Annotated in this window: 22 protein-coding genes and 1 pseudogene; 10 read left to right on the top strand and 13 right to left on the bottom strand. The window is 73.0% G+C overall.

Annotated elements, in window-relative coordinates:
* Nucleotides 1–43: 43 nt before the first annotated feature.
* Together ABFY07_RS10820 and ABFY07_RS10815 are read right to left on the bottom strand one after the other, a co-directional pair.
* On the bottom strand, nucleotides 44–421 hold the full coding sequence (locus tag ABFY07_RS10820; protein WP_346174269.1) for a toxin Doc: 378 nt from the start codon (nucleotides 419–421) through the stop codon (nucleotides 44–46).
* Nucleotides 422–423: 2 nt separating this feature from the next.
* Nucleotides 424–669 (bottom strand): hypothetical protein, encoded by a 246-nt coding sequence (locus ABFY07_RS10815; protein WP_014174261.1) that lies wholly within the window; start codon nucleotides 667–669, stop codon nucleotides 424–426.
* 140 nt (nucleotides 670–809) lie between these two features.
* Here ABFY07_RS10815 and ABFY07_RS10810 point away from each other — a divergent pair, with 140 nt between their 5' ends.
* Nucleotides 810–1,796 carry an aldo/keto reductase gene (locus ABFY07_RS10810; protein WP_346174268.1) on the top strand — a complete coding sequence of 329 codons (987 nt, stop codon included), beginning with the start codon at nucleotides 810–812 and terminating at the stop codon, nucleotides 1,794–1,796.
* A gap of 16 nt (nucleotides 1,797–1,812) precedes the next feature.
* Here the strand turns inward: ABFY07_RS10810 and ABFY07_RS10805 are convergent, their stop codons facing one another.
* From ABFY07_RS10805 to ABFY07_RS10780, 6 genes and pseudogenes are all read right to left on the bottom strand, one after another.
* Complete coding sequence (locus ABFY07_RS10805; RefSeq protein ID WP_346174267.1) at nucleotides 1,813–3,774, bottom strand: cellulase family glycosylhydrolase; 1,962 nt, start codon at nucleotides 3,772–3,774, stop codon at nucleotides 1,813–1,815.
* Nucleotides 3,775–3,980: 206 nt separating this feature from the next.
* Nucleotides 3,981–4,106, bottom strand: a pseudogene (locus ABFY07_RS10800) (beta-galactosidase trimerization domain-containing protein); the annotation flags it as partial.
* Nucleotides 4,107–4,218: 112 nt separating this feature from the next.
* On the bottom strand, nucleotides 4,219–5,658 hold the full coding sequence (locus ABFY07_RS10795; RefSeq protein ID WP_346174266.1) for an FG-GAP and VCBS repeat-containing protein: 1,440 nt from the start codon (nucleotides 5,656–5,658) through the stop codon (nucleotides 4,219–4,221).
* Between the two features lie 114 nt (nucleotides 5,659–5,772).
* Nucleotides 5,773–6,840, bottom strand: coding sequence for a CobW family GTP-binding protein (locus tag ABFY07_RS10790; RefSeq protein ID WP_346174265.1), 1,068 nt, complete (start codon nucleotides 6,838–6,840; stop codon nucleotides 5,773–5,775).
* Between the two features lie 63 nt (nucleotides 6,841–6,903).
* Complete coding sequence (locus tag ABFY07_RS10785) at nucleotides 6,904–9,042, bottom strand: HelD family protein (RefSeq protein ID WP_428836901.1); 2,139 nt, start codon at nucleotides 9,040–9,042, stop codon at nucleotides 6,904–6,906.
* An 89-nt stretch (nucleotides 9,043–9,131) separates the two neighbouring features.
* Complete coding sequence (locus tag ABFY07_RS10780) at nucleotides 9,132–9,845, bottom strand: TetR family transcriptional regulator (RefSeq protein WP_346174264.1); 714 nt, start codon at nucleotides 9,843–9,845, stop codon at nucleotides 9,132–9,134.
* A 66-nt stretch (nucleotides 9,846–9,911) separates the two neighbouring features.
* On the opposite strand from ABFY07_RS10780, the gene ABFY07_RS10775 reads away from it, so the two are divergent.
* Entirely contained in the window at nucleotides 9,912–10,721 is an 810-nt protein-coding gene (locus ABFY07_RS10775; RefSeq protein ID WP_346174263.1) for an alpha/beta fold hydrolase, read from the top strand.
* 42 nt (nucleotides 10,722–10,763) lie between these two features.
* Here the strand turns inward: ABFY07_RS10775 and ABFY07_RS10770 are convergent, their stop codons facing one another.
* The 3 genes from ABFY07_RS10770 to ABFY07_RS43110 all read right to left on the bottom strand — a co-directional run bounded on the left by ABFY07_RS10770 (nucleotide 10,764) and on the right by ABFY07_RS43110 (nucleotide 15,327).
* Complete coding sequence (locus tag ABFY07_RS10770) at nucleotides 10,764–11,771, bottom strand: aldo/keto reductase (protein ID WP_076971887.1); 1,008 nt, start codon at nucleotides 11,769–11,771, stop codon at nucleotides 10,764–10,766.
* Between the two features lie 221 nt (nucleotides 11,772–11,992).
* Entirely contained in the window at nucleotides 11,993–13,444 is a 1,452-nt protein-coding gene (locus ABFY07_RS10765; RefSeq protein WP_346174262.1) for an RICIN domain-containing protein, read from the bottom strand.
* Nucleotides 13,444–15,327, bottom strand: a complete 1,884-nt coding sequence (locus ABFY07_RS43110) for a family 43 glycosylhydrolase (protein ID WP_428836900.1) — start codon at nucleotides 15,325–15,327, stop codon at nucleotides 13,444–13,446. Before ABFY07_RS43110 ends, ABFY07_RS10765 begins: the two co-directional genes overlap by 1 nt.
* Before the next feature lie 222 nt (nucleotides 15,328–15,549).
* Between ABFY07_RS43110 and ABFY07_RS10750 the strand changes: the two genes are divergently transcribed.
* From ABFY07_RS10750 to ABFY07_RS10730, 5 genes are all read left to right on the top strand, one after another.
* Nucleotides 15,550–17,553 carry a glycoside hydrolase family 127 protein gene (locus ABFY07_RS10750; RefSeq protein ID WP_346174261.1) on the top strand — a complete coding sequence of 668 codons (2,004 nt, stop codon included), beginning with the start codon at nucleotides 15,550–15,552 and terminating at the stop codon, nucleotides 17,551–17,553.
* Nucleotides 17,554–17,772: 219 nt separating this feature from the next.
* A complete protein-coding gene (locus tag ABFY07_RS10745) occupies nucleotides 17,773–18,600 on the top strand; it encodes a hypothetical protein (protein ID WP_346174260.1) in 828 nt (275 codons plus the stop codon).
* A gap of 251 nt (nucleotides 18,601–18,851) precedes the next feature.
* Complete coding sequence (locus tag ABFY07_RS10740; RefSeq protein WP_346174259.1) at nucleotides 18,852–19,895, top strand: LacI family DNA-binding transcriptional regulator; 1,044 nt, start codon at nucleotides 18,852–18,854, stop codon at nucleotides 19,893–19,895.
* 61 nt (nucleotides 19,896–19,956) lie between these two features.
* Nucleotides 19,957–20,925: an acetylxylan esterase gene (locus tag ABFY07_RS10735; protein WP_346174258.1), complete on the top strand. Its 969-nt coding sequence runs from the start codon at nucleotides 19,957–19,959 to the stop codon at nucleotides 20,923–20,925.
* An 87-nt stretch (nucleotides 20,926–21,012) separates the two neighbouring features.
* On the top strand, nucleotides 21,013–22,155 hold the full coding sequence (locus ABFY07_RS10730) for a CaiB/BaiF CoA transferase family protein (protein ID WP_346174257.1): 1,143 nt from the start codon (nucleotides 21,013–21,015) through the stop codon (nucleotides 22,153–22,155).
* Nucleotides 22,156–22,202: 47 nt separating this feature from the next.
* Here ABFY07_RS10730 and ABFY07_RS10725 read toward each other — a convergent pair whose 3' ends face one another.
* Nucleotides 22,203–24,092: an ABC transporter ATP-binding protein gene (locus ABFY07_RS10725; RefSeq protein WP_346174256.1), complete on the bottom strand. Its 1,890-nt coding sequence runs from the start codon at nucleotides 24,090–24,092 to the stop codon at nucleotides 22,203–22,205.
* A 126-nt stretch (nucleotides 24,093–24,218) separates the two neighbouring features.
* Between ABFY07_RS10725 and ABFY07_RS10720 the strand changes: the two genes are divergently transcribed.
* The 3 genes from ABFY07_RS10720 (at nucleotide 24,219) to ABFY07_RS10710 (ending at nucleotide 25,943) form a co-directional block, all read left to right on the top strand.
* Nucleotides 24,219–24,662 carry a MarR family winged helix-turn-helix transcriptional regulator gene (locus ABFY07_RS10720; protein WP_346174255.1) on the top strand — a complete coding sequence of 148 codons (444 nt, stop codon included), beginning with the start codon at nucleotides 24,219–24,221 and terminating at the stop codon, nucleotides 24,660–24,662.
* Between the two features lie 100 nt (nucleotides 24,663–24,762).
* A complete protein-coding gene (locus ABFY07_RS10715) occupies nucleotides 24,763–25,416 on the top strand; it encodes a phosphoribosyltransferase (RefSeq protein WP_076971896.1) in 654 nt (217 codons plus the stop codon).
* Nucleotides 25,413–25,943 carry a hypothetical protein gene (locus ABFY07_RS10710; RefSeq protein WP_346174254.1) on the top strand — a complete coding sequence of 177 codons (531 nt, stop codon included), beginning with the start codon at nucleotides 25,413–25,415 and terminating at the stop codon, nucleotides 25,941–25,943. The genes ABFY07_RS10715 and ABFY07_RS10710 overlap by 4 nt, the downstream gene beginning before the upstream one ends.
* Nucleotides 25,944–25,977: 34 nt before the next feature.
* On the opposite strand, the gene ABFY07_RS10705 is transcribed toward ABFY07_RS10710, so the two are convergent.
* Nucleotides 25,978–26,715 (bottom strand): L,D-transpeptidase family protein, encoded by a 738-nt coding sequence (locus ABFY07_RS10705; protein WP_346174253.1) that lies wholly within the window; start codon nucleotides 26,713–26,715, stop codon nucleotides 25,978–25,980.
* Nucleotides 26,716–26,793 lie beyond the last annotated feature (78 nt).

The raw sequence follows: 26,793 nt of genomic DNA, 5'->3' as shown, positions 1-26,793 counted from the left end.
ACCGCCGCGGCGGGAGCGGGGGCGGATCGGGGCCGGACCGGGCTCAGATCCGCCAGGAGCGGATGCGGCCCGCCGCGTCGTAGACGTCGGCCTTGCCGGACAGGATGTCGCGGACCAGGTCGATCAGCGCGCCGTACGGCGGGTCGATGCCCTCGCCGGCGGCGTGCATATAGGCGACGGCCGTGGCGCTGGCGAATCGCGCGTTGCTCGCCGGGAGCGGCCTGAGCAGCGCGATGGTGTGCAGCAGCGCGGCGGCGCGCCACGCGGGGTCCGGGTCGACGCCCAGCCGCGGCGGGTCGACCCGATGGCGGGCCACGGCGGCGACCAGACCGGAGAAGTCGGAGATCGAGGGCTGTTCGGGCATGACCTCCTCATGGCGCTGCAGCAGCCAGGGGACGTCGATATGCAACGGCGGGGCCATGGTCAGGCGGCCTGTCCCGGGTCGTGGGGGCGGTGTTCGTCGTCGGGGAACGCGTCGGCGAACGCCTGTGCGTTGTCCGCGAAGAAGCGCCGGAAAACCTCGGCGCCCTCCTGCAGCGCGCGGTGGCGGGCGATGTCGGCGACGGTCGCCTCCCGGACGAGGGCCTTCATCGTGGTGCCACGCTCCTTGGCGATCTGGCGGAGGTCCTCAAGTTCCCGATCGCTGAATTCCACGTTGAGAGCTGACATGCTCCCACCCTACTCACCGGGTACCGCGACAGCAATCGTCGCAGGTCACATATTGTTTTTGTAGGTACTTGACAAGGTTGCACAAGGGTCGGGCGGGGGCTGCGGGTACGGTGAGCCGCACCACAGGAGGGAGCAGGACCATGGAGCAGCGTGAGTTCGCCCGGATCGGCCGGAAGGTCTCCGTCGTCGGGCTGGGGACCTGGCAGCTGGGCGCGGGGTGGGGCGAGGTCGGCGAGGACGAGGCGCTGGCCGTCCTGGACGCGGCCGTGGAGTCGGGGGTGACCTTCTTCGACACCGCCGATGTGTACGGGGACGGGCGCAGCGAGCGGCTCATCGGGCGCTATCTGCGGGACCGCCCGGACGCGCGGGTCTTCGTGGCGACCAAGATGGGGCGGCGGCTGATGCCGCAGGCGGCGGAGAACTACACGCTGGACAACTTCCTGGCCTGGACGGACCGTTCGCGCGCCAACCTGGGCGTGGACACCCTGGATCTGGTGCAGCTGCACTGCCCTCCGTCGTCGGTGCACTCCACCGACGCCGTCTTCGACGCGCTGGACACCCTGGTGGACCGGGGGCGGGTCGCGGCGTACGGGGTGAGCGTGGAGACCTGCGAGGAGGCGCTGGCGGCGATCGCGCGCCCGGGGACGGCGAGCGTGCAGATCATCCTGAACCCGTTCCGGCTCAAGCCGCTGGAGCGGGTGCTGCCCGCGGCGGTGGCGGCCGGGGTGGGGATCATCGCCCGGGTGCCGCTGGCGTCCGGCCTGCTGTCCGGCCGGTACACCAAGGACACGGTGTTCTCCGAGGACGACCACCGCACGTACAACCGCCACGGTGAGAGGTTCGACCAGGGCGAGACGTTCTCCGGGGTGGACTTCGAGGAGGGCGTCGAGGCGGCCGTGGAGTTCGGGGAGCTGGCGCCCGAGGGGGCGACTCCCGCGCAGACGGCGCTGCGGTGGGTCGTCCAGCAGCCCGGGGTGACGTCGGTCATCCCGGGGGCGCGCTCGCCCGAGCAGGCGCGGGCGAACGCCGCGGCGGCGGCGCTGCCCGCGCTGTCGCACGGCACGCTGGAGGCGGTCCGGGAGCTGTACGACCGGCGGATCCGCGCCCAGGTGCACCACCGCTGGTAGCGAGGCTCGCCGGGGGTCACTCGGGGAAGCCGGCGGCCCGCGCCCAGGCGTCGAGCTCGCGCTGTGCCGCGGCGCGCAGTTCGGCGGAGGGGGCGGAGGTGCCGTCGGCGACCAGCGCGAAGTGGAGGGTGCCGGGGCCGGGTGGCGCGGACAGCAGCAGGCGCCGGGCGTCCGCGCCGCCGGTTTCCGCCGCGAGGGCCACGGGGTGGTCCGCGGTGTGGCCGTCGGCGGTGTAGCCGGGCGGGCCGGTGACGGTGCCCAGGTCGGAGACCACGGTGGTGGTGGCGGGGTCGAAGTCGCGCGGCAGGTGCAGCTCCGTGGGGGCCTCGGTGGCGCCGCTCTGGCGCCACACCAGCATGCCGTACCGCCCGGAGCCCACCAGCTTGGCCACGTTGGGCAGGCTGCCGGGGACGCGGTTCCAGGTGAGTGTGGTGGAGCCGTCGCGCGAGCGGTCCTCGAAGGTGAAGGCGAGGGTGCGGCCCGCCACCGCGCTCGGGTAGAGGCGGTCCAGGACCCGGGCGTCCTGGCGGAGCACGGCCGCGCCGGAGGCGTCGAGCCGGACGGTGGAGAGGTCCTCGTCGTTCCAGGCGTCGCCCTCGGTGAGGATCTTGTCGGGGTTGCCGTTCATCGCCTCGTGGTGGCGCCCGTTGTACAGGTCCCACTGCCACTGGTTGGCGGACAGGACGGGGCCGGACGCGGCGGGCCTGCTCCACCAGGTGGCGCCGTTCAGCCGGGAGTCGAGCGCCTGGTACAGCCCCTTGACCACGGTGGGCGCCTTGTCGGAGGTGAAGCCGGTCAGCGGGTGTCCGTACTCGCTGACGACGGCCGTGGTGCCGAGCGCGGCGGCGCGGTCGCGCACGGTGGCGAAGTCGGTGGAGTACTGGCCGTCCTGGGCCTTGCCGGGCATGAGGACGCCGGAGATGGCCTTCTGGTCGTAGAAGTGGGTGTTGAACACGTAGCGGGAGCCGACGGCGCCGGCGTCGAGCAGGCCGCCCTCCTGGCGCTGGAAGTCGATGTTGGAGTTCCAGAACAGCTGGGGCTCGACGAAGGCGGGTTTGTCGCCCCAGCCCGCGGCGTCCATGCGGGCCCGGAACTTCTCGTAGAAGGGCCACAGGACGTCCTTCTCCCAGGCGCGGCTCGACTGGCCGGCGTCGTAGCGGCCCGCGTACGGCTCGTTGTACGGGTCGAAGCCGACGACGCGGCCGAACTCGTCGGCGGTCAGGTGGCGGGCCAGATAGGCCATGGTCTTCTCGGCGGTGGCCAGGAAGGCGTCCTGGACCCGGAGTGTCCCGGCGGAGGTCTGCAGGGCGCGGTTCTTCCAGAAGTCCCGGGTGGCGTCCTGGACGGCCGGGTTCTGGGTGATGTTCTGACCCCAGTGGACGCAGATCCCGCAGGACTCCTTGGCGTAGCCGCCGGCCTTCACCACCCACTGCGGGGCGCCGTCGCCGGAGTACCAGCTGTCCTTGTCGAACAGGTGGCGGGAGTAGAGGTCCTGGTGGAAGTCGGGGTAGATCCGTATCCCGGCGTCCAGGAAGGCGCGCATCTGCTCGGTGACCCGGCGCAGGTAGTCCTCGTCGACCTTGCCGGGCTCGGGCTCGGCGTGGGCCCAGGACAGCAGGAAGCGGACGGAGTTGGCGCCGGTGAGGCCGCGCATGGCCTGGGCGGACTCGCGGGCGTCGGCGGTTCCGGCGAAGGGCAGGCCGTCGTTCTCCGCCAGTTTGACCTCGCCGGAGACGTTGAATCCGCGCAGCACGACCTCGCGCCCGTGGCCGTCGGTGAACCGGCCGCCCTGGACGGCGACCCGGTCCGCCGCCGGCCCGTCCGACCAGGGCGGCTCGGCGGCGGCCGCGGTGCCGCCCGGGGCGGCGACCGCCGCGACGAGCAGCACGGCGGCCGTGCCGAACAGCCGTGTCCGGCCCGTCCGGCGGCGCTCCCGTGGAAGACGGACCCTCGTGCCGCGTGTCCCCTTGGTCGCCATGGACCTACCGTCGGGTAAACATGAGCGTTCGTCAACATGCCGGGGCGGGCGTCATCACGCCGGAGGGCGACTTCCCAGGCCGTTCGGCCGTCCAGCGGTCCAGCCGTCCAGCGGTCCAGCCGTCCAGCCGTCCAGCCGCAGCACGCGCACGCCGCCCGCCGGTACGGCCAGGTGTCCCGCGGCGCGCTCGCCGGTGAGCAGTTCGCGAGCGGCGAGAACTCCTCGACCGTCAGGCCCAGGACGTCGCGCAGCGCGCCGGGGTGGGGGCCGGGGTGGACGGTGTCGTGTCCGTCGACCATGCCGGAGAAGCAGGAGACGAGCAGGGTGCCGCCACCGTGGTCCTCGCTGGGGCGCCCGCCTGAGGCCCGCGGGCGCGGGCGCCGCCTCCCGCGGCGCCCGCTCCCCGGCCCGCTGTGCGGGTGTCCGCCGGCCAGGCCCTGTCCGTTAGCGGCCGAAGTCGCGGCCCAGTTCGGCGCCGACCTCCGGCGCGCCCAGCGCGTTCGGACCGAAGGAGACCACGCCGGTGGTGGTCAGCCCGCCCGTGCCGCCGCGTAGCACCCACGCCGCGCCGCTGGAGGTGTACGTGCCGTCCTCGTCCGGGGCGCCGGCGGCCAGGTCGGCCTTGCCGTCGCCGTCGGTGTCCCCGAGCCGCACGGCCGCGCCGAAGTGGTCCCCGGCCTCCGCGGCGCCCGGGACGCCCGCGGTGTCCTGGGTGAACGCCTGGGCGCCGGTGCCGCTCAGGCCGCTCGCGCCGCCGTAGAGCAGTACGGTGCTGCCCGCGTCCACGCCGCCGTCCAGGTCCTCGTACGGGATGCCGACCGCGATGTCCGCGTACCCGTCGCCGTTGACGTCACCGGCGCTCAGCGAGTAGCCGAACTGGTCGCCGTCCTCGTTGACCCCCGGCACGCCCGCGGTGTTCTGGTCGATGACCTTGGTGCGGGTGGCGCCCGGGCCGCTCGCCGAGCCGTAGAGGACCTTGATCGTGCCGTGGTCGTACGGCAGATCCTCCACCACGTTCCCGGGCACGGTACGGATGACCAGGTCGCCGTAGCCGTCCTTGTCGACGTCGCCGATGGTGCCGGCGGCGGCGTGGTCGATCCGGGTCGGCGCCGCGCCCAGGCCGTTCGCGCCGCCCTTCCAGTACAGGCTCGCCTCGGACATCTCCTCGAAGGCGTGGGTGGACACCAGGTCGTCGCGGCCGTCGCCGTCGATGTCGCCCGCGATCAGGTCGACCGGGCCGAAGGTACGGTCCGTGTTCAGGGTGTTCGCGGAGGCCGGGGCGCCGTCGCGGGTGAACGGGCCGTACAGGACGCGCAGGTTGGTGTCGTCCGTGCTGTGCGCGACCAGGTCGGCATGGCCGTCGCCGTTGAAGTCGCCGCCGGTCAGGTTCGCTCCGTTGGTGGCGGCCGAGGCGGGCAGCTCCATGGCGGCGGTCAGCCCGCTCGCCGAGCCCCACAGGACGGTGACGGACGAGGTGCCGGCGCCGTCCACGGCCAGGTCGGTGTAGCCGTCGCCGTCCAGGTCGCGGGCGACCGTGTGATACCCGAACCAGCCGCCCGCCTCCGGGTCGCCCGGGACACCCTCGGTGGCCTTGCTGATGACCTGCCGGTGGGCGGTGTTCGCGCCGGCGGCCGAGCCGTAGACGACCGCGAAGTAACCGGCCTTGGTCTTGCCGCCCACCGTCGCGGCCGGGGCCGCGACGACGAGGTCCGGGTAGCCGTCCTTGTCGAAGTCCGCCCGCGGTGCGACACCGGCGAGGGAGGAGCCGCTCGCGGCCCGCGGCTCGGCGGCGCCGGCGGCCGGGGCCGCCAGTAAGGCGGGGGCGGTCAGGAGTGCGGCCACCGTCGCGCAGCGCACGACGGTGGAGATGGAGCGATGACGCACAGATCCTCCTGCGAGTTGGTACGGGGTTTACCTCGCGTACACCCTCAAAGACTGGTGATCGGCGGTGAGGGTTGTGCGCCCGGCCGATTTACCGGGGCATCACCGAGGAGTGCGTCATTCGTCCCGGTCTCCGTCCCGGTCGCGGACGTACCGCAGGACGCCCATCATGTGGTGGTCGCCGACGGCGTCGGGGCCCGCGGCCACACAGCCCGTGAGCTCCTTGGTGAGGGCCTCCGCGTCGATCCCGGCGCCGATCATCACCAGCTGGGTCGTCCGCGCCTCCCCGCCCGCCCAGGGCGAGGGCTGGAAGCGGAGGTAGGAGCCGACCGCGTGCAGGGCGAACTTCTCGCCGTGGCCCGGGGCGGCGAAGTGGAGGAAACCCTTCATCCGGTAGAGCCCGGCGGGCCGGCTGTCGAGGAACGACAGGAAACGGCGCGGGTCGAGCGGCCGGTCGGCGACGAATTCCACGCTCTCGTAGGCGGCGTGGAGGTGTTCGCCCCACTCGTGCTCGCCGTGTTCGCCGTGCTCGTCCGTGCACACATCGGCGAAGGACAGCTGGCGGAACCGCTCCTCGACCGGGGCGCCGGCGCCCCGGTCGAACAGGAAGCCGGGGTCGACACGCCCGTGTTCCGCGGTGACCACGGGGGTGCCCGGGGCGATACGGGCGAGCGCCTCCAGCAGCCGGGCGAGCTGCGGCTCCGGGACCCGGTCGGCCTTGTTGAGCACCACCGCGTCGGCGGCCCGCACATGCCGTTCGATCTCCGGGTGACGCTCCCGTGTGTTCTCGAACTCCGCGGCGTCGACCACCTCGACCAGCCCGCCGTACAGGACGTGTTCCAGCTCGCTGGACAGCAGCGTACGGATCATGCTCTGCGGCTCGGCGAGGCCGCTCGCCTCGACCACGATGACGTCGATGCCCAGCGAAGGCTCGGTGAGCCGGGCCAGCATCGCGTCCATCTCGGCGGAGTCCGCGGCACAGCACAGACAGCCGTTCTCGATGGGGATCATGGAGTCGACCTGGCCGGCCACGGCCATCGCGTCGATGTTGATGCTGCCGAAGTCGTTGACGATGACGCCGATGCGGGTATCCGCGCTGCCGCGCAGCAGGTGGTTGAGCAGGGTGGTTTTTCCGGAGCCCAGGAAACCAGTGACGAGAACGACCGGGATCCGCTTGGTGGTCAAGGTGATGACTCCGTTGCAGTGACGCGTGGATCGAACGACTGAGGCGCGCGTGGCTGAGGCCGCTCATCCTATCGGGACGGGTGCTCCCCGTACTCCGGCGAGGGCCTCGGGCAGGGGCCGGTGGTGGAGGACGTCGAGCCGGGACACGGCCCGGGTGAGGACCACGTACAGCCGGTGCAGTCCGCGCGGCTCGGCCTCCGCGATGGCCGCGGGCTCGACCACGACGACATGGTCGTACTCGAGCCCCTTGGCGAGCGTGGCGGGCAGCACGGTGACGCGCACGGCGCCCCCGGCCTCGTCGGCCGCGGCGGTCGCGATGCCCGCCTCGTCCAGCGCCCGGCTGACCCCCGGCACGTCGGGCCCGGCGGCGACGACGGCGATGGAGCCCTCGTGGGCGAGCGCGTCGCGCACCGCCGCGGCGGCGGCCTCGGCGGGCCGGGCCACCTGGCGCACCCGCAGCCGGCCGTCGCGGCGCAGCGAGGTGGTCTCGGGTACGTCGACGTCCAGCGCGCCCAGCAGCCGGTTGGCGAGGGTGACGACGGCGGCCGGCACCCGGAAGCCGGTGGTCAGGGCCACCACCTGGGCCTGCGGCTTGCCGAGGTGCGCCAGTTGCCGGGGCCAGTCGCGGGCGGCCCAGGGGGTGGTGCCCTGGGCGAGGTCGCCGAGGACGGTGAGGGAGCCGAAGCCGGCCCGGCGGGCGATCGCGCGGCACTGCATCGGGGAGAGGTCCTGGGCCTCGTCGACGACGATGTGGCCGTAGCCCGCGGGCCGTTCGACGAGCCCGGCGACCTCGTCGAGGAGCACCAGGTCCGCCGCCGACCAGGTGGCGCTCTTGTACGACCGCGGGGGCTTGCGCCACAGCAGCGCGGACTGCTCCTCGGCGGTGAGCAGTCCGTCGGCGGCCGCGGCGAGCACCTGGGGGTCGGCGAGCAGCGGGGCCACCACCTCCTCGGGGTGGACCGCGGGCCATACGGTGTTCACGAACTCGGTCAGGGCCCTGGCCCGCCCCATGCGCCGCAGCCACGCGTTGTCCGGTGGCCCGGCGCGGCGTTCGGCCTGCCGCTGGAGCAGCGCGACGGCGCGGGACCGCACCCGCTCGCGCCCGACGGCGTACGGGGGCCGCTGCTCGCGCACCTCCGCCACGAGGCGGGTCAGCTCGTCGAGCGGGACGCGCCGGCGGTAGGAGCCGTCGGGGACGGCGAGCGGCTCGGTGGGGAGGGCGACCCGCCCGTACAGGGCCCGGGCGAGCACCGTGGCCATGCGGGGGTCGTGTTTGATCGCGGCGGCGGCGTCGGTGTCGGTGGCGCGGACCGGGTGGCGGGCGATCTCGTCCTCGAGCGTGCACTGCCGGATTCCGGTCTCGCCGAGCGCGGGCAGCACCTCGGCGATGTAGCGCAGGAAGGCCCGGTTGGGGCCGAGGACCAGCAGTCCGCCGCGCTCGACGCGGCGCGGGTGGGTGTAGAGCAGGTAGGCGGCCCGGTGCAGGCCGACGGCGGTCTTGCCGGTGCCGGGGGCGCCCTGGACGCAGATCGACTCGGCGAGCCCGCCGCGGACGAGGTCGTCCTGTTCGGGCTGGATGGTGGCGGCGATGTCGCGCATCGGCCCGACGCGGGGGCGTTCGATCTCGCCGGCGACGATCCGGCTGGGCCCCTCGTCCGCCGCGCGGGGCGCGGGCCGCCCGAGGTGCTCGTCCTCCAGGCCGGTCAGGTCGCGCGAGTCGCCGTCGCTGCCCGGGGCCCAGCCGAAGCGGCGGCGCACGGCCACGCCGTACGGGTCGCGGGGGCCGGCCTGGTAGAAGGCGCGGGAGACCGGGGCGCGCCAGTCGACCACCAGGGGTGGCGCGGCGGGGTGCGGGGCGATGCGGCGGCGGCCGATGTGGTAGCTCTGGCCGCGGTGTTCGCCGGTGGCGGGGGCCTCGTCGAAGTCGAGGCGGCCGAAGAACAGCGGCCCGGCGGGCTCTTCGGCCAGCTCCTTGGCGTGGCTGCGCAGTTCGCGGCCGAGCACCTCGGCGCTCGCTCCGTCGCCGAAAGCGTCCTCGCCGGTGACGACCCGCTCGCGGGCGCCGCGGACCATCCCGGCCAGTGCCGCCCGGCAGGTGTCGTGGTAGGCCCGCTCCTCGGCGAGCGCCCGGGCGGGTCCGTCCTCGGGGTGTCGGTGTCCCGGACCGCCCGCCTGGGTGGTGTGGTGATCGGTTGTCGTCATCTCGCGCCGCCCCTCCTGATGGTGACCGGGGCAGCATAATCGACACCGAGTAAAAAATATAACTGAGTAACGCTTTATCGGCGGGGTGCTCAGGCGTACGGGGTGAGCCCCGACCGCAGCATGGCGAAGGCCCCGTCGGCGGCGGCCACCGCGCCCGGGTGGACCTCCTCCGCGGTCGCGCCCTCCGCGATCCGGCGCCAGTTGTCCTCGGCGAGGATCCGCTGGACGGTGATGATCTGGCCCGCGGCGAGCCGGGCCGCGAGGCCCTCTGCCCCGCTGTCCGCGCCGTCGTCCGCCCCACCGCCCGGCTGATCGTCCCGTCCGTCGCCCGGTCCGCCGCCCGCGCCGTCGCCCGGTCCGGCCTCGGCCAGGGCCGAGGCCAGCGCCTCCTCCGACCTGCTGACATACGCGAAGAGGCGGGCCACGAGGCTGGGCGTGCCGTACAGCAGCCGGTGGAACGCCAGCACACCCTCCGCGTCGTTCAGGCCGGTGATCGGATCGCGCCGCTCCAGCCCCTCCAGGAAGTGCTGTCGCAGCGCCGCCAGCGGCGACTGCCCCGCCGGGCGGTCCCGCACCACCCGGGCCGCCTCGTCCTCGTGGTCGGCGAACCGGTGCAGCACCAGGTCCTCCTTGGCCGGGAAGTACCGGAACAGGGTGGGCTTGGACACCTCGGCCGCGGCGGCCACATCGGCGACGGAGACCTGGTCGAAGCCCCGTTGCAGAAACAGCGAGATCGCCGCCTCGGAGATCGTCTGATACATCCGCTGTTTCTTGCGCTCCCGCAGACCCGTCTCACCGCTCATGGGACGCAACCGTAGCCGCCGCCGGGACGGCGGCCGACCACCGGCCGTATCTGGCAGGATCTGCCCATGACCGCACCCCCCTCGGCCGTGCCGCTCCGCTACGACGAGGGCGGCGCGGGCGCTCCCCCGCTGCTGCTGGTGCACGGCTGGGGCGGCGACGCCGGGGAGTGGGCTCCCCACCTGGCCGCCTGGTCGCGCCGGCACCGGGTGCTCGCCCCGGACCTGCGCGGCCACGGCCGCTCGCCCGCGCCGGGCGAGGGATACGGGCCGCGCGACTTCGCCGCCGACCTCGCGGCCCTGCTGCGCCGGCTGGAGGTCGGTCCCGTCGTCGCCGTCGGCCACTCCATGGGCGGGCAGGCCGTCAGCACGCTGGCCGTCGAGCACCCCGCCCTGGTGCGGGCCGTAGTGGTGCTCGACCCTGCGTACGGCGGGGTCGGACCGGAGATGGCCCGGCTGCCCGCCGAGCAGGACGCGCTACGCGCCGAGGGGGCCGCCTGGGCGGTGCGGTTCGTCCGCGGGGCCTTCGGCCCGCACACCCCGCCCGAGGTGCGGGAGCGCCATGAGCGGCTGATGGCCGCCATGGACCCCGATGTGCTCGCCCGGTGCCGCGACGGGATGTATCTGGCGCCGGACGCCTTCGGCACGGCGGCGGCGGCACGGGCGTATCTGGCGCGCCGCCGCTGCCCGGTGCTTGGCGTGTACTCGACCCGGGCGGCGGCCGACTGGGAGCGCGCCGGGCTGACCCACCCGTACTCCCGCGTCGAGGCGTGGCAGGGGTGCGGCCACTATCTGCACGAGGACCGCGGGGACGCGCTGGTCGCGCTGGTCGAGGAGTGGACGGGCGGGCTCGACGAGCCCGGCCGTCCGCTGGCCTGAGCGGCCTGAGCGACCTCGGGAAATCGCGCTCAGGCCATCGCCTCAGGGGATCTCGATGCCGTGCTCGGCCGAGAGCCGGTCGATCTCCGCCAGTTCGGCGTCGGTGAAACCGGGCGAGTCGAGCACCGCCACGTTCTGCTCCAGCTGGGCGACGCTGCTCGCGCCGATCAGCACGGACACCACCCGCGGATCGCGCAGCACCCACGCCAGCGCCAGCTGCGCGAGGGTCTGGCCACGGCCCTCGGCGAGCTTGTTGAGCGCGTGCAGCAGCGCGAGCCGCTGCTCGGTGAGCACCTCGCGCTTGAGGAAGTGGCCGACCGCCATGCGGGAGTCGGCCGGCACCCCCGCGAGGTAGCGGTCGGTGAGCTGGCCCTGGGCGAGCGGGGAGAAGGCGATGACGCCGACCCCCGCCCGCGCGGAGGCCTCCAGCACCCCGCCCTCCACCCCGCGCTGCAGGATGGAGTACGGGTGCTGGTTGATCAGGTACGGCGTGCGCAGCTCCCCGAGGATGGCGGCGGCCCGCTCGATGGCCTCGGGCGGGTAGTTGGACAGGCCCGCGTAAAGCGCCTTGCCCTGCCGCACCGCGGTGTCGAGCGCGCCCATGGTCTCTTCGAGGGGCGTGTCGGGGTCGAAGCGGTGGGAGTAGAAGACGTCGACGTAGTCCAGGCCCATCCGGGTCAGGGACTGGTCGAGGCTGGCCAGCAGGTACTTGCGGGAGCCGAATTCTCCGTACGGGCCGGGCCACATCAGGTATCCGGCCTTGCTCGCGATGAACAGCTCGTCGCGGTAGGGGCGGAAGTCCTGGGCGAAGATCGTGCCGAAGTTGGACTCGGCGCTGCCGGGCGGCGGGCCGTAGTTGTTGGCCAGGTCGATGTGGGTGACACCGAGGTCGAAGGCGCGGCGCAGCACCGCGCGCTGGGTCTCCAGCGGGTGGGTGTCGCCGAAGTTGTGCCACAGGCCGAGGGAGACCTTCGGCAGCAGCACGCCGCTGCGCCCGCAGCGCTGGTAGTGCATGGAGCCGTAGCGGCCCTCGGCGGCGAGATAGACCATGTGTGCCGTCCTCGTTCCCGTGTCGTTCACGTGTCGTTCCCGAGCGCGTCGTCGCTCGATCCCGTCGTCAACGGTTGTCAGTGGTCGTCGTCAGTGGTGGTCATTGTGCCAGGGCCGCCACCTCCGCCGGGGTGAGCGCCCGCCCCGACCGGGGTGAGCGCCCGCCCCCGGCCGCGGTGTGCGGCCGCGGGCGCCGGGCCGGGGGCCTCGGGGCGGCAGCCTCAGCCGCGCCGCCACTGCTGGTTGGCGCCACCGGTGCAGCTCCACTGCACGATCGCGGCCTTGTCCGCGGTGGACTCGTCCGCGACGTCCAGGCACTTGCCGCTGCTCCGGGAGGTCAGCCGCACATAGCCGTCGCCCGCGTCCGTGGCCTGCCACTGCTGGTTCGTCCCCGCCCCGCACGCGGACTGGACGACCTTCGCGCCGTCGTCGGTGGAGGCGCCGGCGACGGTCAGGCACTGGGAGCTGTGCCGGGCGACCAGCTGGACGTAGCCACCACCGGCGTCCTTGGCCCAGAACAGCTGGTTGCCGCCGCCGTTGCAGGTGTACTGCACGGCCGCGGTGCCGTCCGTCTGGGAGGCGGAGGTGATGTCGGCGCATTTGCCGCTGTGCCGGGCGACGAGGGTGTGGTACGGCCCGCCGGAGCCGGTCACCGTGCCGGTTTCAATGTCGATCGCGAGCTGCGGGAACCAGTCCATCGTCATGGTGCGGGAGGTCGGGAAGGACAGCGGCAGCCACACATAGCGGGAGTCGTTCACCTTGCCGCCGAAGGAGTCGCCCCAGCGGTCGCCCAGGTACAGATAGGACGTCGCCCGGTCGCCCTGCACCGGCAGGACGTACGCGGTCTGGGAACCGTAGGCGGTGGCGTCGCCCACATCCCTCATCTCGGTCCACGGCCCGGCCAGGTCGGTCGCGGTGGCGTACTTCTGCTGATTGGGGTTCCAGCCGGTGGCGCCGGAGGTCAGCATGAAGTAGACGTCGCCGCGCTTGAAGAGGGCGGGTGCCTCGCGGTGGCCGCCGGGCCAGGGGTTGGCCACCAGGCTCGCCACCTGGGTGTAGTCGTCGGTCAGCCGGTAGATGTGCAGGTCGTAGTTCTCCCGGGCGGCCGAGACCATGTAGCCGGTGCCGTCGCCGTCCTGGAACAGCGTGATGTCCCGCGACATGTGCTGGTCCAGCGGCCGGAAGCTGCCCCGCCAGGTGTAGTCCCCGTCGACGGTCGGGGAGGTGGCGACCGCGGCGCGCGCCTGGCTGTAGTCGGTGCCGTTCTCCTTGTGCACCCACATCACGAACTGCTTGGTTCGCTGGTTGTAGATGACCTTGGGCCGCTCGATATTGGCCCGCGCCAGCTCGGGGTCCGTCGCCTGGGTCAGGACGTGGCGGCGGAACTCCCAGCTCTTGAGGTCCTTCGAGCGGTACGCGGACACATAGCGGAAGGTGTTGTCCGCGTTGCGGTTCTCCCCGAACCAGTAGTAGTACGCCCCGACCTTGACGACTCCCCCGCCGTGGGCGTGCACCGGGTCGCCCGAGGTGGTGGCGAACTGTGTCCCGTTGACGACGGTCACGGGCGCCGCCTGGACGCCGGACGCGCACAGCAGCGGGGCCAGCAGGGCCGCGCACACCGCGGCCACGAGCGTCCAGAGGCGGGGGCGCCGGCTCGTCTTCGGGGTGGGCATCACACGCTCTCCTTCAGGACGGTGAAGTGACGGGCGAATCCGGAGAGGCCGGGCAGCTCCCTGATCGGGGTCCAGGTCCGGAATCCGTCGAGGCTGTCGCTGTAGTAGTACTTGTGCTCCGCGTAGCCGTCGAAGTAGATGCGCCATGCGCCGTTGTCCAGATGGACCAGCGCGGGCCCCTCGCGCCAGCCGCCCCAGCCCGCCCAGTCCCCGGTGCCGCGGAAGGTGTAAGGACCGCCGAGGCTGGTGGCCGTCGCGTGCTCGATGTACTTGGTCGTCTCCTGCTTGGTGAAGGCGTGGTACTGACCGGCGTAGCGGACCACGAAGGTGTCGATGTAGTTGGCGGTGTCCAGACCGGCGATCGGCCTGGGGGTGGTCCAGGAGGACAGCGCGGCGTTGGTGGCGGTGAGCAGATGCGGCCGGAACGTCTGGCCGGAGGTGGAGGTGGTGTCCAGCGAGACGATGACGTTGACGCTGCCGTCCGTGTCCACGAAGAACTCCGGCGCCCAGGTGCGCTCCAGACCGGCCACCGGGAGAGTGTGGTCGCGTACGAAGGTCCAGTTGACGCGGTCGCGGCTGCGCGCGAACCCGATCGTGTTTCCGGTCCAGTTGGTGGTGTGGACGATGTAGTAGTAGCCGTCGGTGTGCTTGATGACGCTGGGGTCGCGGATCAGCTGGGCCGGGGGTGTGTAGGCGGGGCCCTTGAGCAGCTTGTACGTCAGCGCGTCCGGCGACTCGTAGACGTACATGTTCGATTCGCTGCTGTTGGTGAACGCGGTCATGGTGTACCGCGTCGTCGCCTTCACCTCGCGCACGGGCGCGTCGGCGACCGGGACACCGAAGTCCGGGGTGCCGTCGGGCTTCCAGCCCAGGGTCTGGACGCGGGTGTGCCGGTTGGGGTCGCCCAGGGGGTCGCCGGTGATGTCCTTGTACTGGCGCGCGTGGTAGACGAGGACATCGGTGCGGCCGTCCTCGGCGACGGTGAAGGAGTTGTGTCCCGGGCCGTACTGCTTGGTGGTGTCATTGCTGGTGAAGACCGGCGTCGGGCTCTTGGCCCAGGACGCGGGGTCCAGCAGGTCACTGCCCGCGGCGGCGGTCAGCATCCCCATGCAGTAGTTGGCGTCGGTGGCGCTCGCGGAGTACGTCAGGAAGACCTTGCCGTTGCGCTGGAGGACCGAGGGCCCCTCGTTGACCTTGTAGCCGCGGGTCTCCCAGTCGTACGTCGGCCGGGAGATCTCCACCTGCGGGCCGGTGATGGTCCAGGGGTTGGCCATCCGGGCGAGGTAGATGCTGGAGTTGTTGCCGACGGCCGGGTTCGACTGGGCCCAGACGAGATAGCGCGTCCCCCGGTGGACGAAGGTGGAGGCGTCCAGGGAGAAGGAGTCGAGGGGGGTGATGATGCGGCCCTTTTCGGTCCAGGTGCCGGTGACGGGGTTGGGGCTCGCGTTCTCCAGCACCCACATCCGGATCTTCCAGACGTCGTTCGCGGGCGCCGACGCGAAGTAGACGTACCACTTGCCGTCGATGAAGTGGATCTCCGGCGCCCAGATGTGGGCGCCCATGTCGCCGGTGGCGTGCTTCTTCCAGATCACCGACTCGGCGGCGGTGGACAGGCCCTTCAGGGTCCTGGAGCGGCGCAGGACGATGCGGTCGTATTCGGGTGCGGTGGCGGTGAAGTAGTAGTAGCCGTCGGTGTGCTTGAAGATGTGCGGATCGGCCCGCTGGAGGACGAGCGGATTGCGGTACGGCTCCGCCTTGGCCCCACCCGGCGCGGCGGCCGGGCCCGCGGCATGGGCCAGGCCCGGCGCGCCCGCCAGGGCGCCCGCGGCGAGGGCGCCCTTGAGCACCAGCCGTCGGCCGGGCTGCTGTTCACTGCGGCTCATGTCTGTCTCCTGATGACGGACCCCCGTGATCGATTTTGTTCGGAGATTAAGGGTTCTGGTGAGTTCTGACAGCCCCTGACGAGGGTGCGAAAGTTTCGAAAACACCGTGGGCGCAGGCCGGTTCGGCGGAAAGGCCGAGGTCTTGTCGGGGGCACCGGCCTTGCCTAAGCTCGCCGCGACAAACGGTTTCCGTGGCTGTGACCAGGAAGAAACGGCAGGCAGATGACCCCAGGACCGATCCGGCTCTCCGAGGGTGCGCACACCGCCCTGCGCCCGGCCACCACGGCCCGTATCACCGGCGGATTCTGGGCCGCCAGGCGCCGTACGAACGCCGAGGTGAGCATCGCGCAGGGGCCGCGCAGGCTGGAGGAGGCGGGCAACCTGGACAATCTGCGGGCGGCCGCCGGGGCGAAGCAGCCCGGATTCACCGGCGACTTCCCGTTCCAGGACTCCGATGTGCACAAGTGGCTGGAGGCCGCGTCCTGGCAGCTGGCCGAGGAAATCGATGGGACAGCAGGGGCGGCGGGAGCGGCGGAGGGTGCTCACGGGGCGGGCGGGGCGCACCGGGCTCACGGCGGGGAACTGGCCGGTCACGTCCGCCGGTTGATCGAACTGGTCGCGGCCGCGCAGGACCCCGACGGCTACCTCCAGACCTACTACCAGGTCAGGCCGGGCGCCCAGCGGTGGACCGAACTCCACTGGGGACACGAGCTGTACTGCGCGGGCCACCTCATCCAGGCCGCGGTGGCGCACCACCGGGCCACCCGGGGAACCGAACTCCTCCGCGTCGCGGTGCGGTTCGCCGACCACATCGACGCCACCTTCGGCCCCGGCAAGCCGGTGGACACCGTCTGCGGGCACCCGGAGATCGAGACGGCGCTGGTCGAGCTGTACCGGGAGACCGGCGAGCGGCGCTACCTCGACCTCGCCGCCTACTTCGTCGACCGCCGGGGGCAGGGCACCCTCGGCGACGGCGCCGAGGACCGGGAGGCCGACCGCCGCCCCGGCGCGCCCTACTGGCAGGACCACACGCCGGTGCGGGACGCCACCGAGGTCACCGGGCACGCCGTGCGCCAGTTGTACCTGCTGGCCGGGGCGGCGGACCTGGCGGCCGAGACCGGGGAGGACCGGCTGCGGGAGGCGCTGGTGCGGCTGTGGGAGGACATGGCCGCCACGAAGACGTATCTGACCGGCGGGGTCGGCTCCCGGCACGACCTGGAGGCGTTCGGCGACGCGTACGAGCTGCCGCCCGACCGGGCGTACGCCGAGACCTGCGCGGCCATCGCCTCGATCCAGTTCGGCTGGCGCATGGCGCTGCTCACCGGCGAGGCCCGCTACAGCGACCTGATCGAGCGGACCCTGTACAACGGCTTCCTGTCGGGCGTCTCGCTGGACGGGGACCGCTGGCTGTACGTCAATCCGCTGCATCTCCGCGAGGGCCGCACCGGCTCCCACGGCGACCAGGGCGCACGCCGCACCCAGTGGTTCCGCTGCGCCTGCTGCCCGCCGAACGTGATGCGGCTGCTGGCCTCGCTGCCGCACTACATGGCCAGTGGCGACGCGGACGGCCTGCAGCTACACCAGTACGCGTCGGGCTCGTACGCGGCGGGCGGCGGGGCGGTGCGGGTGGGGACCGGCTACCCCTGGGAGGGCCGGATCGCGGTGGTGGTGGACGAGGTCCCCGGCGACGGGGACTGGACCCTCTCGCTGCGCGTCCCGCACTGGGCGGACGAGTACGGGGCCGCGGTGAACGGCGAGCCCGTGGCCGCCCGGGCCGAGGACGGCTGGCTGCGGCTGCGCCGCCGCTGGCGGCCGGGCGAGACGGTGGTGCTCGACCTGCCGCCGCGCCCCCGGCTCACCCGTCCCGACCCCCGGGTGGACGCGGTGCGCGGCTGTGTGGCGATCGAGCGCGGCCCGCTGGTGTACTGCCTGGAGCAACGGGACCAGCCGGCCGGGGTGGGGCTCGACCACCTCCGGCTCGACCCCGGCACAGCACTGCGGGACGGGCACCGGCCGGAGCTGCTCGGCGGGGTCACCGCGATCACCGCCGGGGCGCTGCCCTCGCGGCCCCGGCCCGAGGGCTGGTGGCCGTACGCCGACACCGGCACCGGCACCGGCACCACTGCGCCCGCCGCACCCGTCGAGCCGGTCCGGGTGACGGCGATCCCCTATTACGCGTGGGCGAACCGCGAGGCCGGCGCGATGCGGGTGTGGCTCCCGGTGTGAGCGCCCTCGCCCTCGGGCCCGTCGTGGAACTCGCCGGGCGGTGGACGGCAGACGGCCGCGGCGATTCCCGGCGGGCGGCGGCAACGTTTCGGGGAGCGGCGGCGACCAACCGGCGCGGGCGGGCACGCACCCGTACCGCCCCTCCACGGGGGCGTGCCACCCGCTTCCACTTCCCCCACACGGAAGCGAGCCGCCATGCCGTTGGTGAGAAGACTCCGTATGCTCCTGGTCGCCGTCGCGGCCGGGGCGCTGTCCGTCATCGGGTTCGCCGCCCCCGCGGGGGCCGCGCCCTCCTCGACGGCCGACACCTGGAACCCCCCGAGCAACCTCGTCCAGCCGCTGAACGAGGTCTGGAGGCACGTCGAGTCCACCTACCCGGACCTGTACGGCTTCAAGAACTACGGCTGGGACCAGGTGATGGCCAACCGGGGCAGCCTCAACTACTGCGTCCGCTGGGAGTCCGACCAGCCCGTCAGCGCGGCGCTGCGCGACCAGATCCACACCGCCCTCAAGCGCCAGTCCAAGAAGTGGATCGACTCGGTCGCGGGCTTCGACGGCTTCCCGTACAACGACGTCCCGGTCAACATCGTCGGCTGGGCCGTCAAGAACCGCTCGACCCTCCAGTGGACCGACAACTCGGTCGACATCTACACCGGGATCCTGGACGGCGGCGGCGCCCCGCAGTGCGCCCCCGACTGCGGCCGCTTCTTCCACCAGGACGGCAACTACTCCAAGTGCCCCGGCGGCGCGGCGCGCCACTACGACCAGTCGCTCTGGCTGACCAAGGGCTTCGGCGGCGGCGCGGGCGGCGACTGGGGCCAGCGCATCGGCAGTGAGTACATGGTCGGCGCGGTGAACCAGGACAACATCCATATCCTGCTGCACGAGATCGGCCACACCTACGGTCTGGACGACTTCTACGACTGGACCCCGACGGATGTGGGCGGCTTCCTGATGCAGGCGGGGACGGCCGACCGCATCACCGAGTTCGACAAGTGGATGTACCGCGACTTCTGGCGCCACCTCAAGAGCCGCTACGGCTTGTAGCCACGGGCGCCACGGCCCCGTACGTCCGGCGGCGTGCGGGGCCCGGTGTTCGGTATGCCGAAAGTTTCGGGGCGAGTTCGAGGCGGGGCCGAATCCTCGATTCCAGGGGGCTTCCCCGCTCAGGTGGGGCGCCTTAATGTAGAGACCGGTTGCCATCCGGCCGACGGGTCACGCGGGCGGGTTCCCGCGTTCGAAACTTTCGCCGACTCGGCGGGCTTCGCCGACTCGGCGGTCTGGGAAGGGGATTCTCGATGGCGCGATCCTCGGGATCGACGGGGCCCACCCTGGCGGTCGTCGCCCGTGAGGCGGGGGTGTCGGTCCCGACCGCCTCGAAGGTGGTCAACGGCCGGCAGGACGTCGCCCCGGACACCCGGCGCCGGGTCACCGAGGTGCTGGACCGGCTGGGGTACGTCCGCCGGCCCCGCTTCGAGGCGTCCAAGCCGCCGGCCCTGATCGACCTGGTGGTGCACTCGCTGGACACCGCGTGGTCGGGGGCGGTGCTGCACGGCGTGGAGCAGGCCGCGCACGACGCGGGGCTGGACGTCGTGGTCTCGGCCGGGCTGACCCGCACCCGCGGCTGCCGGCCCGAGCGGGGCTGGCTGGACAAGCTGTGCGCCCGCGGCAGTGCCGGGGTGCTGTTCAACCTCGCCGAGCTGACGCCCACCCAGTACGCGTGGCTGGACGAGCACCGCATCCCCTTCGTGATGATCGATCCCGTGCTGGACCCGCCCCCGGGCGTGCCGTCCGTCGGCGCCGCCAACTGGCAGGGCGGGGTGAGCGCCGCCGAGCACCTGATCGGCCTCGGACACCGGCGGATCGCGGTGATCGACGGCTACCGGCGGAAGCTGTGCAGCAGCGCCCGGGTCGCCGGATACCGCTCGGCGATGGCGGCGGCCGGGCTGCGCGTCCCGCCGGACTACGTGCGGTACGGCAACTTCGATGAAACCGTTTCCCATCAGCGGATGCGCGAACTCCTCGAGCTGCCCGAGCCCCCCACCGCCGTCTTCACCTGCTCCGACCAGATGGCGCTTGGGGTGTACCAGGCGCTGGCCGAGCGGGGGGTGCGGGTGCCGGACGACATCAGCGTGGTGGGCTTCGACGATCTGCCGCAGGCCCGCTGGGTCACTCCCGCTCTCACCACGGTGCGCCAGCCGCTGTCCGAGATGGCGGCGACGGCGCTGCGCAGTCTGCTGCGGCTGATGGCGGGCGAGGTGCCCGAGGGCACCAGGACCGAGCTGTCCACCCGGCTCGTGGTCCGCTCCAGCACCGCTCCCCCGCCCGTTCTTTCCTCTTGACCGAGGAGTCGAACACTGATCGGATGTCCGGACGATCGTAGCCACCGGGAGGACTGCCGCCGTGTTCGTCGACCTGCCCCTGGACCAGTTGCGCGGCTACCGGCCGCCGCTGCCCGAGCCCGACGGTTTCGACGCGTTCTGGGAGCGCACCCTCGCCGAGGCGGACGAGCACGCCCTGGACGCCGTGTTCACCGGGACGGACTCGGGGCTGACGCGGCTGCACACCTACAACGTGGAGTTCTCCGGGTTCGGCGGGCACCGGATACGGGGCTGGCTGCTGGCGCCGCGGGACGCCGCGGGCCCGCTGCCGTGCGTGGTGCAGTACATCGGCTACAACGGCGGCCGGGGCCTGCCGCACAACTGGCTGCTGTGGCCGTCGGTGGGCTACGCGGTCTTCGTCATGGACAGCCGGGGGCAGGGCTGGTCCGCGAACAACCCGGGCGACACGCCCGACCCGGTCGGCGGCACGGGCCCCGAGGCCCCCGGCAAGATGACGCAGGGCGTCCTGTCCCCGGACGACTACTACTACCGCCGTCTGTACACCGACGCGGTGCGCGCCGTGGCGGCCGCCCGCACCCACCCGCTGGTCGACCGGGCGCGGATCGCCGTCAGCGGGGGAAGCCAGGGCGGCGGTCTGGCCCTGGCCGCGGCCGGTCTGGTGCCGGATGTGGCCGCGGCGCTGGTCGATGTGCCGTTCATGACGCACATCCGCCGCGCCCTGGAGATCACCGACGCGGACCCGTACGGCGAACTGGCCCGGTTCTGCGCCGGACGGCGGGACCTGGCCGACCAGGTCCTGGCCACGCTCGACCACTTCGACGGGCTCAACTTCGCCGCCCGCGCGAGCGCCCCGGCGCTCTTCTCGACCGCCCTGCGCGACCCGATCACCCCCACATCCTGCGGCTTCGCCGCGTACCACCACTACGCGGGCGAGAAGGACCTGAAGGTGTGGGCGTTCAACGGCCACGAGGGCGGCGGCGTGCACCAGCAGGCCGAGCAGATCGCGTTTCTGCGCGGCCTCTTCGGGTGAGCGGGCGCTCCGCGACAGGGCGGCGGCGTTCGGCCGCCGCCCCGGGTGGGGAAGAAGGGGCCTGAAGACCCACCGAAGGAGTCGCCCGTGCCCGCGCAACCCCTGGACGGCATCACCGTCGTCGCCCTGGAACAGGCCGTCGCCGCCCCGTTCGCCACCCGCCAGCTCGCCGACCTCGGCGCCCGCGTCATCAAGGTGGAGCGGCCGGGGCGTGGGGACTTCGCCCGCGACTACGACCGCGCCGTCAAGGGCATGTCCGCGTATTTCGTCTGGGTCAACCGCGGCAAGGAGAGCGTCGTCCTGGATGTGAAGGACGACGCGGACCGGGCGCTGCTCGACGCGCTCCTCGCCGCCGCGGACGTCTTCGTGCACAATCTCGCGCCCGGCGCCGTGGAGCGGCTCGGCCTCGGCGCCCCGGTGCTGCGCGAGCGCCATCCGCGCCTGATCACCTGCGCCGTCTCCGGATACGGACCCGATGGCCCCTACCGGGACAAGAAGGCCTACGACCTGCTGGTCCAGTGCGAGGCGGGGCTGCTGTCGATCACCGGCGAGCCACCCGCCCCGGCGCGACCCGGGATCTCCATCGCCGACATCGCGGGTGGGATGTACGCGTACAGCGGGATCCTCGGCGCGCTGTACGAGCGGGAGCGCACGGGCGCGGGCACCGATCTGAGCGTCAGTCTGCTGGACGCGCTCGGCGAATGGATGGGCCATCCCTACTTCGCGCAGGCCTACGGAGGGGCGCCGCTGGCGCGCAGCGGTGCCCGCCACCCGTCCATCTCGCCGTACGGGCCCTACCGCTGCGGGGACGGCACGCGGGTCTTCCTGAGCGTGCAGAGCGACCGTGAGTGGATCGCCCTGTGCGAGCGGGTGCTGCGCCGCCCGGAGCTGATCCGCGATCCGCGGTTCGCCGACAATCCGGCGCGCCACCGGCACGACGAGGAGCTGACGGCGGAGCTGGAGGGCTGTTTCGCGGAACACACCGCCGACGGGCTGGCCGCGCTGCTGGACGGGGCCGGGATCGCGAACGCCCGGCTCCGTGATGTCGCGGAGTTCGCCGCCCATCCGCAGCTGGAGGCACGCGGGCGGTGGCGGGAGTTCGACTCGCCGGTGGGGCCGCTGCGCGGCCTGCTGCCTCCGGTCGAGGTGGCCGGGCGCCCGGCCGCGATGCGGCCGGTGCCCGCGCTGGGCGAGCACACGGAGGCGGTGCGCGCCGAGTTCTCCCGGTAGCGGCTGCGATGCGCGCCGCGTTCTCCCCGTAGCGGCTGGGGCGGGCGCTATCCCGCCGGGGCGACGGGGGCCAGGCTCTCGTCGCGCCGCACCAGGGCCGCGTACCGCCCGCCCCGGGCGAGCAGCTCGTCATGGCTGCCCCGCTCGGCGATGCGGCCGCCGTCGAGGACCACGATCTGGTCGGCGTCCCGCACGGTGGACAGGCGGTGGGCGATGGTGATCGTGGTCCGCCCGGCGGAGAGGGTGTCGATGGCCTGCTGCACGGCGTGCTCGGTGCGCGTGTCGAGGGCGCTGGTGGCCTCGTCGAGGATGAGGACGGGCGGGTCGCGCAGGATCGTGCGGGCGATGGCCAGGCGCTGCTTCTCACCGCCGGAGAAGCGGTATCCGCGCTCGCCGACGAGGGTGTCGTAGCCCTCGGGCAGCGAGGCGATGTGGTCGTGGATCTGGGCGGCTCGGGCGGCCGCCACCAGCTCCTCGTCCGTGGCCTCGGGCTTGGCGAAGCGCAGGTTGTCGGCGACGGAGGCGTGGAAGAGATAGGTCTCCTGGGAGACGACGCCGACCGCGCGGGAGAGGGTGTCGAAGTCCAGGTCGCGGACGTCCACTCCGTCGATCAGGATCCGGCCGCCGGTGACGTCGTACAGCCGCGGCACCAGATAGCTGAGGGTGGTCTTGCCGGAGCCGGTCGGCCCGACGACGGCCAGGCTGCTGCCCGCCGGGACGGTCAGGTCGATGCCGCTGAGCGTCGGCTTCGAGCCCTTCGCGCTCGAGCCGTCCGCACCCGAGCCCTTCGCGCTCGATTCGTTGGCGTACGTGAAGTCGACGCGGTCGAAGCGGACTTCGCCGCGCACCTTGTCCAGCCGCACGGGCTCGGCGGGCTCGGTGATGTCGATCGGCAGGTCGAGGTACTCGAAGATGCGCTGGAAGAGGGCGAGGGAGGTCTGGATGTCCACGCCGGTGGACAACAGGCTGACCGCGGGCCGGAACAGGCCCTGCTGCAGCGAGACGAAGGCGACCAGCGTGCCGAGGGAGACGGAGGGGCCGCCCGAGTCCATGACCATGCCGGCGGCCCAGTAGATGAGGGCGGGCATGGCGGCCATGACGATGCCGATGGTGGACATCCGCCAGCGTCCGGCCATGCTGGAGCGCACCTCCAGGCCGACCAGGCGCTCGGACTCCCGGGCGAAGTCCCGGGTCAGCGAGTCGGACCGGCCCATCGTGCGGCCGAGGAGGATGCCGCTCACCGACAGCGACTCGGTGACCATCGCGGACATGGTCGCCATCTGCTTCTGCCGCTGGGAGGTGATCCGCTTGCGCTCGCGCCCGACCCGGCGGCTGATCCAGACGAACAGCGGCAGCAGGAGCAGCGAGACGACGGTCAGCCGCCAGTCGAGGGCGAGCATCGCGACGACCGTGGCGACGACGCTGGTGAGGTTGGAGACCAGCGAGGTCGCGGTGGAGGTGACGGTGGCCTGCATGCCGCCGATGTCATTGGCGATCCGGGACTGCACCTCGCCGGTGCGGGTGCGGGTGAAGAAGGCGAGCGGCATGCGCTGGAGCCGGTCGTAGACGGCGGTGCGCAGATCGTGCATGACGCGCTGGCCGACGGTCGTCGAGACGAGGGTCTGCAGCACGCCGAAGACGCTGGTGACGACGGCGGCGGCGATCATGCCGAGGGCGAGCAGGGACAGCAGTCCGGTGCGGCGCTCGGGGATCGCGGTGTCGAGGATCTCGCGCAGGAGGAAGGGAGAGGCGACGGAGACCAGGGCGGAGGCCGCGACCAGCAGACCGACGAGGGCGAGGCGGCCGCGGTAGGGGCGGAAGAGCCTGAGGATGCGCCGCAGTTGGGCGGGCTGGTCGGGGTCGGCGCCGGGCGGTGAGTGCTCGGACTTCGTGGGATTCGCGGGGGATGGCGTCCAGTGAGGTGTGTCGTGGTGCATGGGCTCCTTCAGGGCAGGGTCGGGTGCCGCGAGCCGACGGAAGGCCGGGGCTCGCCGAGCACATCACGGAGCATAGCTCATTGTTACCTATACTCACAATGAACAAGGTCCTGATAGACTGCAATCATGCCCACGCCCGAGACCTCAGGCATCCTCGCGGAGCAGCTGCTGCGCCTGACCCGCAGACTGCACCGCGCCCAGAAGCGGCACATGGAGCCGCTGGGCATCACCCCCGCCCAGTCCCGTCTGCTGCGCACCCTCGCGCACTGCGACGGGCCGCCGCGGATGGCGGACCTCGCCCAGCGGCTCGAGGTGGTCCCGCGCGCCGTGACGACGCTGGTGGACGCCCTGGAGGCGCACGGCTCGGTGCGTCGCGCCCCCGACCCGGACAATCGCCGGGTGGTGCGCGTCGAGCTCACCGACGCCGGCCGCGCGACCCTGCGCGCCCTGCGGGACGCGCGCCGGACCGCCGCGGAGGACATCCTCGCCCCCCTGTCCGACCGGCAGCGCGAGGTCCTCGGCGAGCTGCTGGACACCCTCGCCGGCATTCCCGACCACGGCCGCTGCTGAGCGGCCCGGCGCCCAGGCGGCTCTTCCGCCCCTCCGCGCATACCGCCCCGCCCCACGGGCACCCAGGGGCGGGGACGGCGCGGAAGGGAGAAGTGGGACGATGCGATTTCGTGACCGGAGGCAGGCCGGACGGAAGCTGGCGGAGCGGCTGCGCGAGCCACCGGAGGCCGAGCGGTTGAGGAATCCCGTGGTGCTGGCGCTGCCCCGTGGCGGCGCGCCGGTGGCGGACGAGATAGCCCAGGCCCTGCACGCGCCGTTGGACGTGCTGGTGGCCCGGAAGATCGGCGCCCCCTTCAATCCCGAACTCGGCGTCGGCGCGCTCGCCGGGGACGATCCGCCGCTGTACGACGAGCGGGCGCTGGCCACGCTCGACCTGACACCGGCCCAGCTCGCCCCGCGGGCCCTGGAGGAGCGCACCGAGCTGCGCCGCCGCGAGCAGCTCTACCGCCGCGGGCGCCCGCCCGCCGACGTACGGGACCGCACGGTGATCGTCGTGGACGACGGGCTGGCCACCGGGGTCACGGCGCGGGCCGCGCTGCGCTCGCTGCGCCACCGCAGGCCCGCCCGGGTGATCCTCGCGGTGCCGGTCTGCTCGCCGGAGGCCGCCGCGGCCGTCGGCCCGGAGATCGACGAGCTGGTGTGCCTGGACCGGCCCGATCCGTTCCAGGCCGTCGGGCTGTGGTACGAGGACTTCGCGCGGGTTCGCGACGACGAGGTGACCGACGTGCTGCGGGCCTCCCTCGCTCCCCGATGAGACGTCCCGACCTGTCGTCCGTCATCGCGGCGACCGCGCAGTGGCTCGTCCGCGCGTATCCGCCCGCGACGGGCACGCTCAACGCGGTGCTCGCCGAGGCCCAGGCGCGCCAGGCGGCGACGGTGGCCGCCTGGCTGCGGTATCCGACGTCGATGGACGCCGCGCTGGTCGCCATCGCCGGGCCCGGCGGTTCGGGGCGGCTGGACTGGCTGGTGGGCGCCGACTCCACCGAGCTGGCGGAGGAGGACCACGCCTGGCGCACCTGGGTGGACGAGATCGTCGCGAGCTGGGCGGCCAGCCTGCTGACCCGCCCCGACCTGGCCGCCGCCGCGGTGGCCGCGGTGATCGGCTCGGAGCACACGGCACAGGCCGGGGACGTGGACTTCCGCCGGCTGACGGCGCCCGACGAGCTGGACCGGCGGGCGGCCCCGCTGCTGCGCCACCCGGACCTGCTGGCCCCCGTCGCCCGGCTGCACCGCGCCCAGCTGCTGGAGCGGCTTCGGGCGGGGGCGGTGGACACCGGCTGACGCCCCGGGCGGACCGGGGCCGGCCGGTGGCCGCTCACCCGGCCAGGTGAGCCTTGTCCCCCATGACCACGACCGGGTGCAGCTTGGGGTCGAGGTTCTTCAGCAGGTACTCCATGCCGGACTTCGACAGGCTCACGCACGCCGAGGTGCCGCTGCCGTGGTCCATGTGCAGCCAGATGGAGCCGCCCTTGCTCTGGCCCTCGGGCCGGGTCGGGTCGAGCGGTGAGGTGCCCTTGACGCGGTTGTAGTCGATGGCGATGACGTAGTCGAAGTCGTGCCAGTGGGTCTTGGGCCAGTAGTGCGGGGCGGCGAAGGCCGCACCTTCCGTGTAGGGCAGCCGCGCGCCGGGGTCGGGCAGCACCCCGCCGGCGTCGCTGAGCGTGTAGACCCCGACCGGGCTGCGCTTGTCGCCCTCGCGATGGTCCGTCGTCCAGCCGCGCTTGCCGTTGTGCCCGGCCCAACTGCGGGTCCGCTCCCAGTTCTCGCCCCGCTTCGTATAGAGCACGACGGTGGCGTCCGCCGAGTTCACGCCCTTGCCGTACACCGCGACGACCTGCCGCGAGTCGTCCGGAATCCTGCCCTGGAGGGCGTCGCCCACGCCCGGGACGCGGGTGGGGTCCGGCGCGGGGGAAGCGCTGCGCAGCGCTTGCCTGCCCTGGCCGCCGCCCTTGTCGCCGTCGCCGCCCGCGCCGCCGCCGCAGGCCGTCAGGAGGATGAGGGCGGCGCCGGTGGCGGCGGCCGCGCGCAGGGAGGTCGTGCCGGGAATACGCATGCCCCCCATCGTCCCACCCCCGCCCCAGCGTCACGCACAGGGGATTGGCGTGTTCCGTGTGCCGCCCCCGGAAAACCA

Origin of the sequence: Streptomyces sparsogenes subsp. cuspidosporus (assembly GCF_039532705.1) — a bacterium.
Taxonomy (GTDB): Bacteria; Actinomycetota; Actinomycetes; order Streptomycetales; family Streptomycetaceae; genus Streptomyces; species Streptomyces sparsogenes.
Note: the sequence above shows the minus strand (reverse complement) of the source record. Positions and strands in the feature narration are given on the sequence as shown.